Below are 12,087 nucleotides of genomic sequence, written 5' to 3'. Positions count from 1 at the left end.
CGCGCTCAAAGCCTCAGGGACGCGAGCAGCGGTCCCCAGTCGATGTGGCGTTCCTCGGTGCCCTGCGGCACCAGCACGAAGGTGTCGCGCACGAAGCGGCCGAGTGCCTCCTGCTCGCACCTGACGACGGCACTCTGTCCCGCCGGCCCGAGCTGCAGGAGGAGTCCGCCGTCGGGGTCGGGACGGAAACGGATCTCGCCCTCGCCGGTGGGCTGGAGCGATCCGGTGAGGATCATCTCGCGGTCGACGCGCCACACCACCGGGTTCTGGCCGGGGAGGTGGAAGGCGATGCTCAGGGCGTGGGGGTCGCGGGAGTCGTAGCCGACGGTGGTGTCGATCGGGAACGCCGCGTCCGCGGTGAGCAGTTCCATGGCCATGGGCCGGGTGAGGACGCGCGGGGCGGGGAGTGGGGCGACGGGGTGCTGGGGCATGGGGGTCCTCCGGCTGAGGGGCTGTCAGCGAGCGGGTGCGGTCTTCGCTTGACCCGTCCCGTCCCGGTTACACCTCGTGCCGTCGCGGCGGATGTGACGATGCTGTCGTGATTCGGTGAAGGTCGTGAAGGGCCGTCAGGATCGGCGGAAGGCGTTTCGGCGTGGCGTTCGCGGTCAGTCGGATCCTCGAACGCGATCCGCTTCCGGAAGGATTCCGTCGTGCCGGTCATGCTGGTCCTGGTGTTCGGTCTCGGTGTGGCGATGGCGTGGTGGAGCGTCACGCCCATGCCCCGCGGGCCGCGGCGCGGGCCCCGGTGACGCCCCGGGGCGGTCCCGCACCGGGTTTCACGGACGGACGAACGGTCAGGCGAACGGGGACCGAATCCCTCATCCATGTGCCAGGAGGCTCACATGGACGGCTGGCGTGCGGCCGCGGCCTGTCAGGAAGTCGACCCCGATCTGTTCTTCCCGGTGGGGACCGGCTCCTCCGCCCTCGTGCAGGAGGAGGAGGCCAAGAGGGTCTGCCGGCGGTGCCCGGTGCGCGAGCCGTGCCTGCGCTCGGCGCTGGCGCAGCCGCACCCGCCGTCGGGCGTGTGGGGCGGCCTGACCGAGGCCGAGCGGCGTGCGCTGGAACGTCCGGCCCGCCGCTACCGCCTCCGGTGACCGGCCACCGGATCACGGCCCCCGGCGCCTTCCGGGGGCCGTCCCGTCGGGCCGGTGATGTGCCGGTGCGTCAGCGCGCCGACCGGTCCGGCCGGTTGGCCGTGCCGGCGTACTCCGGCAGGAGGGAGAGGCGGGCGCGGACCCGCTTCCCCTGCGGGGCGGGCTCCACGGTCAGGCTCTCGCAGACGGCGACGACGATCTCGACGCCGTGCTGACCGACGCGGCGGGGGTCGGGTCCGCGGGGCACGGGGGCGGCGGCCTCCTGGTCGAAGACCGAGATCTCCAGGGCGTCGCGGCCCAGTTCGAGGAGGAGCCGGCAGGGGCCGGCCGTGTGCCGGATCGCGTTGGTGACGAGTTCGCTGACCACCAGCTGCGCGAGCTCGACGCGCTCCGCACCGACCGGTCCGGGCAGCACGGCCGGGGCGGCGGCGAGGAAATCGGCCGTGAAGGCGCGCGCGGAGGCGATCGCCCCGCCGCGGGAGTCCTCGTCGTAGACGGCGCCCGCGGACAGCAGGGGCTCCGGGACCGCGCGCTCCGCGGTGATCGCGTCCGTCATGGCGCTGGTACTCCCCTCGTCCCGAGGTCGGCGGCTGGGCTCCTCGTACCCGTCTTTCCGCTGTTCATGGTTCCCACACCGCCCGCAACGCGGATCACCACCGGCCGACGGTGCGTCAAGGGCACGCCGGCGCGGGCGGTGTGGGCCCCCCGTGCCGTGCCTCGCCCGGTGGCGCGGCCTCCTGGCCGTGCCAGTCGAGACAGAGTACGAGGACGGCGTCCGGCGCGCCACGGGGTGTCCCGCGCAGCGCCCGTACGACGGCCCGGGGGACGTCCGCGCCCCTCCGGCGGCGTACGCCGGCGAGGGCGCGGGCGACGGGACCGTCCGGCGCCTCGTGCCGGGCGCCGGCCGCCGGCTCTCCGGTGCCGTGGGCGACGAAGACCAGCCGGTCGCCGCGCCGCAGGCGCAGGCGCTGGGGGGTGTAGACGGTGTCCTCGAACATGCCCAGGGGCAGTTGGCGGTCGAGTTCGATGCGCTCGGTCACGGTGGAGCGGACGCGCCAGAGCGTCGGCGACCCGGCGTCCACCACCTCGGCCTCGCCGGTGGTCAGGTCGAGCCGCAGCAGCAGGGCGGAGAGCGGGTGCTCGCCGCGGTACTGCCCGTAGAGCGCCTGGTCGGTGAGGCTGGCCTGGGTCACCAGGTCGAGCCCGGCCCGCCGGGCGTTGCGGATCGCCGTCAGGGCGAGGGTGCTGGCCAGGGCGGCCCGGGTGCCGGGGCCGGCGCCGTCGGCGACGACGATCACCAGGTCCCGTTCGGTGGCGCTCCAGTCCAGGAGGTGTCCTCCGGAGGTGTAGGCGGGCTCCCAGTGGGCGTGGAGGTCGAAGGCCGGTCCGGCGCAGGCGCGGCCCGGCAGGGTGTCCCACTGCATCTCCCCCGCGACGCTGAGGGCGTGTGCCCTGCGGGTGCGGCGGTACAGGTCGGTGTGGCGGTCGGCGACGCGCAGGGCGTGTCCGAGGGTCTCGGCGACCCGGGCGAGGCTCGCGGTGGTCTCCGGGGTGGACCGCTCCGCGGGCAGGACGACGACCAGGACGCCGAATCGGTCGCCGCGGACCGTGACGGGCAGGTAAACGGTCGCCGTGGGCCCGACACCACGGGAAAGATATGGTTGCTGGGTGCGGAAGACGCGGCCGGCGGGGCCCGCGTCCACGGGCGCGTGCGGCATCCCGGCAGGTGTCTGGACGGGCTCCACGGGGCGCAGGGTCGTGAAGCCGTAGTCGACGAGCAGCAGGTCGGCGGAGGTCGCGGCGTACAGGTGCGCGAGACAGGTACGGAGGGAGTCCAGGAGCAGGTGAGGTGCCGCCCCGCGCAGTGCGCCTTCCACCGTGACGTGTCGATCCACCGGATCCGTACCGCCTTCTGGAGAGATGTGGAGATGACCGGACCGTCGCGAGGCCGCTGCCCCCGGCCCCGCACGTCCGAGGAGGGTCGGCAGGCATGAACGGCAACCCCGCCCCGCCGCCACGGGAACCGCAGCGGACGGCAGAGTCCGCCCGGGAGCTCATCGAGCTGCTGGAGGTGCTGTGGGAGCGCGGCCGGGACATGGTGTCGTCGACACCCGTCTCGGCGAGTCAGCTGCGCGTGCTGTACAGCCTGGACCGGGAGGAGGGCATCAGCCTGCGCACCCTGGGCGAGCTGCTCGGCTCCGCACCGCCCTCGGTGAGCCGCATGTGCGACCGGCTGGAGGCGCTGGGCTTCGTGCAGCGACTGCCCAGTTCCGTGAGCCGCCGGCAGCTGGAGCTGCACCTGACCGTCCACGGCAAGGCGTACCTGCGGGACCTCAGGGCCCAGCGCGAGGAGGCCCTGCTCGCGGTCATCGCGGGCATGTCGCCGGCGAGCCGCAAGGCGCTGTTGCGGGGGCTCACCGGGTTCCACGAGGCCGTGGGAAGGAGCGGAGCGGCCGCCTCGTCACCCGCTCGCTCGCCGCTGAAGGACGTCAGCTCGGCCTGATCCCCGCGCGACGCCGGCTCCGGCCGGGCGCCCACCCCATGTCCTCATTGCCACCTCTGGTCGTCCTTGACGGCGTTCTTCCGTGCCCCCGCCAGGTGTTGCCCCAAGGATACAGTTGTCACACGGCAACTGTTGACGCGGTGCCGTGCCAGTCGAGGCAGACGACCAGGGCGTCGTCCTCCAGCGGGCTGCCGCCGTGGTGGACGGCGAGCTCCCGGAGCACCGCCTGCGGCACCTGCGTGGGCGGCAGCAGCCGCGTCCCCCGCAGCGCGCGGGCCAGGGCCCGGTCCCCGTACCTCTCCCCCGCCGGCGAGACGGCCGCGTACACGCCGTCGCTGCCGAACAGCAGCCGGTCGCCCGGCCGCACCGCGAACCGCTCGGGCACGTACACGGTGTCCTCGAACATGCCGAGGGGCAGCTGCGCCTCGAAGCCGATGGACTCCACCGCCTGCCCCCGCTGCCGCCACAGACGGGGCGATCCGGCGTCCACGGCCTCCACCTCGCCCGTGGCCAGGTCGAAGCAGAGCAGCAGCACCGACACGAAGGACTCGCCCCGGTACTGGGCGTACACGGCCTGGTCCGCCAGCGCTGCCTGGTCCGCCAGCGGGAGGCCGGCCCGTCGGGCGTTGCGGAGCGCGTTGATCGCGAGGTTCGTCAGCAGGGCGGCCTCGATGCCCTCGCCCATGCCGTTGGTGACCGTCAGGGTCAGCCGGCCGTCCGAGACCGACCAGTCGTAGTTGTCGCCGAAGATGGCGTAGGCGGGCTCCAGATGGGCCGCGAGGGCGAACTCGGGACGGGCGCAGGAACGGCCGGGCAGCAGCTGCCACTGCATCTCCGCCGCGAGCGTGAGCCGCGTCGCACGCCGCGCCAGGACGTACAGGTCCGTGTCGCGCTCCGCCACCAGGATCTCGTGGCCGAGCGCCTCGCAGACCTGGGCGAGCCCCGGCAGCAGCGGCCTGACGTCGGCCTGCGGGGGCAGCTCGGCCGTCAGCACCCCCAGCCGGTCCCCGCGGACGGTGACGGGCAGGTGGAGCCGAAGCGCCCCGGGCTCCCGGACCACATGCGGCTCCTGGGCGCCGAAGGCACGCCCCTGGGGACTGTCGTGGATCGGCACCGACGGTTCCGCCCCGGAGGCGTGCCCCACCAGCTGAAGCGTCCGCACACCGTAATCGGCCAGGCGGAGTTCCACCCGCAGCACCCCGCAGTGCTGCCTCAGGGCGTCCTCGGCGACCCCCACGAGCCGGTGCGGGGCCGCCCGGCGCAGCGCCTGCTCGATCTCGGCCATCTCGTGCACGGTCGTCCTCTTCCTCTTGCTCTGCCCTGGGGCCGGTCCCGTGCACGGGGGCCGCGCCACCCGTCCGCTATCTCGCGCCGCCGGCGGCGGCCAGCGCGTCCGCCACGCCGTCGTGCGGCGGGATCGTCGTCGTCACGCCGGTGATCTCCAGGATGCGGCGCACGGCCGTGGTCGGCGCGGCGAGATACAGGTCGCCGCCGTTCTCCCGCGCCCTGTTGACCGACCTGATCAGAACGTTCAGCCCCGAGGAGTCCATGAAGCCGAGGGCGGACAGGTCCAGCACGAGGCGGCGCCGCCCCTGGCCGAACTGGTCCGTCACCAGCTCCTCCAGCCGGCCGGCCGTCTCCATGTCCAGCTCGCCCGCCACGACCAGCACCGCCGTGCGGTCGTCGCGGATCTCGACGTCGACATCCAGGTTCGGTTCTCGCTCGAGCATGTTCCCTGCTTTCGATGGGGGTGGGGTCGGTCATGGCGCGGACGGGCGGATCAGGACACCTGGACACCGACCACGCACGTGTCGTCGTCCGTGTCCGACTTGCTGCGCGCCAGCAGCTGGTCCAGTCGGCGTTCGAGGCTGTCGGACGGCTGCCGGGCAACGGTGAGCAGCTGGGCGACGGAGTCCTGGACGGCGGTGTCCCGCCGCTCGACGAGCCCGTCGGTGTACATCAGCACCGTGTCGCCGGGTTCGAGCCGCAGCTCCGTCTCCTCGTACTCGGCCTCCGCGAGGGCTCCGAGCAGCAGCCCGCCCAGGAGCGGCAGGTCGAACGCCTCGTCCCCGCGGACCAGCACCGGCGGAAGGTGTCCCGCGCGGGCCCAGCGCAGCGTGCGGCTCCCGGGGTCGTAGATGCCGCACACGGCGGTGGCCGTCACACGGGCGGTGAGGTAGTGGGCGACGCTGTTGAGCCAGGACAGCAGCTGCCCCGGGCCCGCGCCCGTGACGGCGAGGCCGCGGAGGGCGTTGCGCAGCACCACCATGCCGGTGGCTGCCTCCACGCCGTGGCCGGCGACGTCCCCGACGCACAGGAGCACCTTCTTGGACGGCAGCACGACCGCGTCGTACCAGTCGCCGCCGACGAGGGACTCGGACTCGGCGGGACGGTAGCGCACGGCGACGTGGAGTCCCGGCGCGTCGAGCGGCGGCATGGCCGGCGGCATGATGGCGTGCTGGAGCTGGAGGGTGAGCCGGTTGCGTTCCTCGGCCGCCTCCTCCGTCGCCACCAGCCGGTCGCGGGTGGCCGTGAGGGCGACCTCGGTCCAGTGCTGCGCCGAGATGTCCTGGTACGCCCCCCGGACGACCTGGAGAGCGCCGTCGGTGCCCAGGGCGGGTTCGGCGGTCACCCGGATGTGCCGCGTGACGCCGTCGTGGCGGAGCATGCGGAAGGCGGTGGAGCCCACCCGCCGCTGCTCCAGCACCTTCTGGAGGAAGCGGCGGATGGTGTCGGCGTCGTCGGGGTGGGCGTGGGCGGCGAGGTCGCGCAGGGCGACCGGCGGCTCCGTCGGTCTGCGGCCGAAGAGCTCGTACAGCTGGCCGTGCCAGGTGATGTCGCCGGTGACGGCGTCCTCCTCGAAGGCGCCGACCCGGCCGAGGCGCTGGGCGTGCTGGAGGAGGCTGGCGAGGCGTGCCGACTCGTCCTCGACGCGCCAGATGAGCAGGACGCTCGCGCCGTGCCGGCTGATGCTGATGTCGGCGAACGAGGCGAGCGGCACCTGGTCCACCAGGGCCGTGAGCCGGACCCGCCGGGCGCGGAACGGCTCCCCCGTCGCGTAGACCCGCTCGATCCGTTCGAAGAGTTCGCTGCCGCCCGCCGTCGCGGGGTACGCCTCCAGGAGCAGGGCCCCGTCGACGGAGCCGCGGGGCCTGCCGGCCGGATCCTGGAAGTGCGCGTTGGCGTGCCGGATGCGGAAGTCGACGAGCTTCCCCGCCTCGTCCAGGTGGGGGGTGAGGACGAGGGCGGGGTCGTAGAGACCGTCCGAGAGTGCGGCGAGCGCCGGCGCGCCGTCCCCGCCGGGGACCGGGAACCCGCCGGGGCCGGGGAAGCCGCCGGGGGACGCCTCGGGCAGCGCCTCCAGGGTGTGGGCGCAGAGCTCGGCGAGGGCCTCGATCTGGCGCTCCACGGCCTGCGGCAGGGGGTCGAGCGGACGGGCCCAGCAGATCTCCAGGACGCCGTGGATGCGGCCGCCGGTCCCGGCGGGGACGACGACCCGGCCGCCGTCGGGATGGTGGGTGCGGCCGATCGAGGGGATGCCCGCGGCCGCCAGAGAGGCGTACCGGACGGTGCGGCGTTCGATGAGCGCCTGGCGGGCCGCGGTGGTCACCCCCGGCGGCACGTAGTGCCAGCGGGCCGCCTCGTCGAGGCCGAAGCCGGCGTGGCCGCGCAGGCTCAGCGAGGTGTCCGGGCCGGTGGTCCAGATCGCCACGGCGACGGCGCCCAGCGGTTCCAGGGCGTGCCGGAGCAGGGACTCGGCGACGGCCTGGGTGTCGCCGGCGCTGAGCGCCGCGCTCTCCGCGGTGCGCAGCCGCACGGCGACCGAGGCGGCGGGAACGGTGGCCGTGGTCTCGCCGGCGACGCTCCTCACGAACGCGTCGGCAGCCTCGGCCACCCGGTCGCGGGCCGCCTGGTTGATGATGTCCGCGGCCAGCTCCAGCCGGGACAGGCCGGCTCGGTCGGCGAGCTCCGCGAGCTGGCGGGCCGCCTGGGCGGGGCCGCAGCCCAGGCGCTCGACGATGACCCCCTTGGCGAGTTCGATCAGGGCGCGGCCCTCGGCCGCCGCGTGCGCGGCGCGCACCTCGCCGCGCAGCCGTTCCACCGTGGCGGCCAGCCGGCCGTCGGCGGGGTGCGGGACGGCGGTGCCGGGGGCCGGGGGCGCGGCGGCGTCCGTCTCGGGGAGGCCCGCGGACGTGTCTCCGCCCGGGAAGCGGGGGCCGCTCACGGCGACTCCTCGGTCGGGGCGGCCCCCGGGCCGCCGTGCGGACGGGGCCGGGGTGCGCCGGACCGGCGCTCCGGGGCCGGGCGGGGAAGGCGGGGCGGGCCCGCGGGGACGGTCACTCGGCCGCCCCGCCGTCGAGCCAGCGGCTGACGCAGGCGATGAGTTCGTCGGCGTCGACGGGCTTGGTGACGTAGTCGCTGGCGCCGGCCGCGAGGCTCTTCTCCCGGTCGCCGGGCATGGCCTTGGCGGTGACGGCGATCACGGGCAGGTCCGCGTACTGCGGCAGCTCCCTGATCCGCGCGGTCGCCGTGTAGCCGTCCATCTCCGGCATCATCACGTCCATCAGGACGAGGGCGACGTCCGGGTTCGCCAGGAGCGTGTCGATGCCCTTCCGGCCGTTCTCGGCGTGCAGCACGGTCATGCCGTGCAGCTCCAGGATGCCGCTGAGGGCGTACAGGTTGCGGGCGTCGTCGTCGACGGCGAGGACGGTCCTGCCGCGCAAGGTGCTGTCGACGACCTGGGGGGCGGGCGCCCAGTGGTCGCCGCGTACCAGGGGCACGACGTCGCCGGGCTGCTCCGCGGACAGGTGGAGGGCGATCCGCTCGCGCAGCTCGTCGAGGCTGGAGAGGAGTTCCAGCGGGCGGCGCCGGGCGAGGTCCTGGAGGGCGCCCTCCTCGTCGGCGGGGAGCCGGCGGTTGTGGTGGGCGAGGACGGGGACGGTGCGCAGCGCCTCGTCGCCGTCCATGGCGTCCAGGAAGCGCAGAGCGTCGCCGTCCGCCATGTCGACGTCGAGCACGACGCAGTGGAACGGCTGGGCGGCGAGCGCGGAGGCGGCCTCCTGGGGACCGCCGACGGGGATCAGTTCGATGTCCGCCCGGCCCGTGTGCCCGCCGTCGGCCGCGAGTTGGGTGACCGCGTTCTCGGCGACGACGGCGAGGAGCCCGCGCGGGCGCTCCTCGATCACGAGGAGGCGCCGGGTCGGCCGGGCGGCCGGGGCGCCGGGCAGCGCGAGCGAGCCGCCCCGGGCCGGGGCGGGGACGGTGGGCACCGCCGAGGGGTCCGTCGGCGGGGTGGCGGGGTCGGGCTGCTCGATGAAGTCGGTCCGGGTGACGGGGAGGTAGAGGGTGAAGGTGCTGCCCTCTCCGGGCACGCTCGTGACGGTGAGGGCGCCGCCGAGCAGATGGGCGATCTCGCGGCTGATGGAGAGGCCCAGGCCGGTACCGCCGTACTTGCGGTTCGTCGTCCCGTCGGCCTGCTGGAAGGCGCCGAAGATGGCCTCCAGGTTCTCGGGGGCGATGCCGATGCCGGTGTCGGTGACGCGGAAGGCGACGACGGGGCCGCCGCGGTGCACGGACACGGGCAGCTCGCCGTCCGAGGCCGGCTCGATGCGCAGCTCGACCCTGCCGTGCTCGGTGAACTTGACGGCGTTCGACAGCAGGTTGCGCAGCACCTGCCGGAGCCGCGTGTCGTCGGTGACGAGGTCGACGGGGACGCCGGCGGCCGTGGACACGGAGAAGGCGAGGCTCTTCTGCGAGGTGAGGGGGCGGAAGGTGGCCTCGGCGTAGTCGAGGAGCCTGCGCAGGGGCACGCGCTCCGGGTTGAGGTCCATCTTCCCGGCCTCCACCTTGGAGAGGTCGAGGATGTCGTTGATCAGCTGGAGCAGGTCGGACCCGGCCGAGTGGATGATGCCGGCGTACTCGACCTGCTTGGCCGTGAGGTTGCGGGTCGGGTTCTGCGCCAGCAGCTGGGCGAGGATCAGCAGGCTGTTGAGCGGGGTGCGCAGTTCGTGGCTCATGTTGGCCAGGAACTCCGACTTGTACGTGGAGGCCAGGGCGAGCTGGTGGGCGCGGTCCTCCAGCTCTTGGCGGGCCTGCTCGATCTGGAGGTTCTTGGCCTCGATGTCGCGGTTCTGCGTGGCGAGCAGGGCCGCCTTCTCCTCCAGCTCGGCGTTGGAGCGCTGGAGTTCTTCCTGCCGCGCCTGGAGTTCCTCGGTGCGCGAGCGGAGTTCGCCGGCCAGGCGCTGGGACTCGTCCAGGAGTTCGTCGGTTCGGGCGTTGGCGATGATGGTGCTCAGGTTGACGCCGACGGTCTCCATGAGCTGTTCCAGGAAGTCCCGGTGCACGGAGGTGAAGGGGCTGAAGGACATCAGCTCGATGACGCCGAGCACCTGCTCCTCGACGACGACCGGCAGCACCACGAGGCTGCCCCGGGACGTCCTGCCGAGACCCGAGGAGATCGCGACGTAGTCGGCGGGGACGTCGTCGGCGCCGATGGTGCGGCGGCTGCGTGCGGCCTGTCCGACGAGCGACTCGCCCAGCCGGAAGCGGACCTTGTCCCGGTCGCCGGCGGGGCGGCCGTAGGAGCCGACGAGTCGCAGTTCGACGCCGTCGGCGCCTTCCTCGGCGAGGTAGAACGCGCCGTACTGAGCGGCCACGAGCGGGGTCAGCTCGTCCATGACGAGCTCGGCGACGACGGTCAGGTCGCGGTGGCCCTGCATCAGCGCGGACATCCGGGCCAGACTGGACTTGAGCCAGTCCTGCTCCTGGTTGGCCCGCGTGGTCTCGCGCAGCGAGCCGACCATGGCGTTGATGTTGTCCTTGAGCTCGGCCACCTCGCCCGACGCGTCGACGGTGATCGAGCGGGTGAGGTCGCCCTCGGCGACGGCGCTCGCGACCTCGGCGATGGCGCGGACCTGGCGGGTGAGGTTGCCCGCCAGCTCGTTGACGTTCTCGGTCAGCCGCTTCCAGGTGCCGGACACGCCCTCGACCTCGGCCTGGCCGCCGAGCCGGCCCTCGCTGCCGACCTCGCGGGCCACGCGGGTCACCTCGGCCGCGAACGAGGACAGCTGGTCGACCATCGTGTTGATGGTCGTCTTCAGTTCCAGGATCTCGCCCCGGGCGTCGACGTCGATCTTCTTCGACAGGTCGCCGTTGGCGACGGCGGTCGTGACCTGGGCGATGTTCCGGACCTGTCCGGTCAGGTTGTTCGCCATGGAGTTGACGTTGTCGGTGAGGTCCTTCCAGGTGCCGGCCACGTTCGGCACCCTGGCCTGGCCGCCGAGCCGGCCCTCGGTACCGACCTCGCGGGCGACGCGGGTCACCTCGTCGGCGAAGGCGGACAGGGTGTCCACCATGGTGTTGATCGTGTCGGCGAGGGCGGCGACCTCGCCCTTGGCCTCCACGGTGATCCGGCGGGACAGGTCGCCGCGGGCCACGGCGGTGGCGACCTGGGCGATCGAACGCACCTGCCCGGTGAGGTTGGACGCCATCACGTTGACGTTGTCGGTCAGGTCCTTCCAGGTGCCCGAGGCGCCCCGGACGGTGGCCTGCCCGCCGAGGTTGCCCTCGGTTCCGACCTCGCGGGCCACGCGGGTCACCTCGTCGGCGAAGGCGGAGAGCTGGTCGACCATCGTGTTGATGGTGTTCTTCAGCTCCAGGATCTCGCCCCGGGCGTCCACGTCGACCTTCTTCGACAGGTCGCCGCCCGCGACGGCGGTGGCGACGTGGGCGATCGCCCGCACCTGCGCGGTGAGGTTGCCCGCCATCGAGTTGACGGAGTCGGTCAGGTCGCGCCAGGTGCCGGAGACGCCCTTCACATCGGCCTGTCCCCCGAGGATGCCCTCCGTGCCCACGTCACGGGCCATGCGCGTGACCTCGTCGGCGAAGGCCGAGAGCTGGTCGACCATCGTGTTGATGGTGTTCTTCAGCTCCAGGATCTCGCCGCGCGCGTCCACGTCGATCTTCTGGGAGAGGTCGCCCTTGGCGACGGCCGTCGCCACGTGGGCGATGTCACGGACCTGGGTGGTGAGGTTGCCGGCCATCGCGTTCACCGAGTCGGTCAGGTCGGCCCACGTGCCGGAGACGCCGGGCACGGTGGCCTGCCCGCCGAGCGTCCCTTCCGTGCCGACCTCGCGCGCCACCCGCGTCACCTCGGAGGTGAACAGGGAGAGTTGATCGACCATTCCGTTGAACACCCGGGAGATCTCGCCCATCAGCCCGTCCGCCTCGTCCGGCAGACGGGTGCCGAAGTCGCCGTCCCGCACGGCCGTGAGCCCGGCCAGCAGCTGACGGAGTTCAGGCTCGACCACCGCGGCCGGCCCGGGGTGCTCCCGGCCGGAGGAACCCCTGGTCGTCGTCTCAGACATGCACCATCCTCGTTCCCCACCAAGCTTGCTCCCACGGACCGTGCGGCCCGCGCCATGCTCCGGACGATCGCTCCCCCGGACGGTTCCGGCTGCCGCGATCGTTGCCGTACGGCAATCATGACGA

Annotated in this window: 9 protein-coding genes; 2 read left to right on the top strand and 7 right to left on the bottom strand. The window is 73.6% G+C overall.

Annotated features, from left to right (window positions below; genetic code table 11):
* Window positions 1–5: 5 nt before the first annotated feature.
* Window positions 6–431 (bottom strand): SsgA family sporulation/cell division regulator, encoded by a 426-nt coding sequence (locus ACNJ93_RS28940; RefSeq protein WP_418960407.1) that lies wholly within the window; start codon window positions 429–431, stop codon window positions 6–8.
* Window positions 432–842: 411 nt separating this feature from the next.
* On the opposite strand from ACNJ93_RS28940, the gene ACNJ93_RS28935 reads away from it, so the two are divergent.
* Entirely contained in the window at window positions 843–1,094 is a 252-nt protein-coding gene (locus tag ACNJ93_RS28935) for a WhiB family transcriptional regulator (RefSeq protein WP_418960406.1), read from the top strand.
* Between the two features lie 70 nt (window positions 1,095–1,164).
* Here ACNJ93_RS28935 and ACNJ93_RS28930 read toward each other — a convergent pair whose 3' ends face one another.
* Both ACNJ93_RS28930 and ACNJ93_RS28925 read right to left on the bottom strand, forming a co-directional pair.
* Window positions 1,165–1,650: an ATP-binding protein gene (locus ACNJ93_RS28930; RefSeq protein ID WP_418960405.1), complete on the bottom strand. Its 486-nt coding sequence runs from the start codon at window positions 1,648–1,650 to the stop codon at window positions 1,165–1,167.
* Between the two features lie 115 nt (window positions 1,651–1,765).
* Complete coding sequence (locus ACNJ93_RS28925; RefSeq protein WP_418960404.1) at window positions 1,766–2,989, bottom strand: PP2C family protein-serine/threonine phosphatase; 1,224 nt, start codon at window positions 2,987–2,989, stop codon at window positions 1,766–1,768.
* Between the two features lie 95 nt (window positions 2,990–3,084).
* Here ACNJ93_RS28925 and ACNJ93_RS28920 point away from each other — a divergent pair, with 95 nt between their 5' ends.
* Window positions 3,085–3,597, top strand: coding sequence for a MarR family winged helix-turn-helix transcriptional regulator (locus ACNJ93_RS28920; RefSeq protein ID WP_418960403.1), 513 nt, complete (start codon window positions 3,085–3,087; stop codon window positions 3,595–3,597).
* A 118-nt stretch (window positions 3,598–3,715) separates the two neighbouring features.
* Here ACNJ93_RS28920 and ACNJ93_RS28915 read toward each other — a convergent pair whose 3' ends face one another.
* The 4 genes from ACNJ93_RS28915 to ACNJ93_RS28900 all read right to left on the bottom strand — a co-directional run bounded on the left by ACNJ93_RS28915 (window position 3,716) and on the right by ACNJ93_RS28900 (window position 11,963).
* Complete coding sequence (locus ACNJ93_RS28915) at window positions 3,716–4,891, bottom strand: PP2C family protein-serine/threonine phosphatase (protein ID WP_418960402.1); 1,176 nt, start codon at window positions 4,889–4,891, stop codon at window positions 3,716–3,718.
* A 67-nt stretch (window positions 4,892–4,958) separates the two neighbouring features.
* Window positions 4,959–5,327 (bottom strand): STAS domain-containing protein, encoded by a 369-nt coding sequence (locus ACNJ93_RS28910; RefSeq protein WP_418960401.1) that lies wholly within the window; start codon window positions 5,325–5,327, stop codon window positions 4,959–4,961.
* Window positions 5,328–5,377: 50 nt separating this feature from the next.
* On the bottom strand, window positions 5,378–7,822 hold the full coding sequence (locus ACNJ93_RS28905) for a SpoIIE family protein phosphatase (RefSeq protein ID WP_418960400.1): 2,445 nt from the start codon (window positions 7,820–7,822) through the stop codon (window positions 5,378–5,380).
* 112 nt (window positions 7,823–7,934) lie between these two features.
* On the bottom strand, window positions 7,935–11,963 hold the full coding sequence (locus ACNJ93_RS28900) for a HAMP domain-containing protein (protein ID WP_418960399.1): 4,029 nt from the start codon (window positions 11,961–11,963) through the stop codon (window positions 7,935–7,937).
* Window positions 11,964–12,087 lie beyond the last annotated feature (124 nt).

It is taken from the genome of Streptomyces tritici, assembly GCF_048500665.1.
GTDB lineage: Bacteria > Actinomycetota > Actinomycetes > Streptomycetales > Streptomycetaceae > Streptomyces > Streptomyces tritici.
The sequence above is the reverse complement of the archived record's forward strand: the minus strand, read 5'-3'. Positions and strand labels throughout refer to the sequence as shown.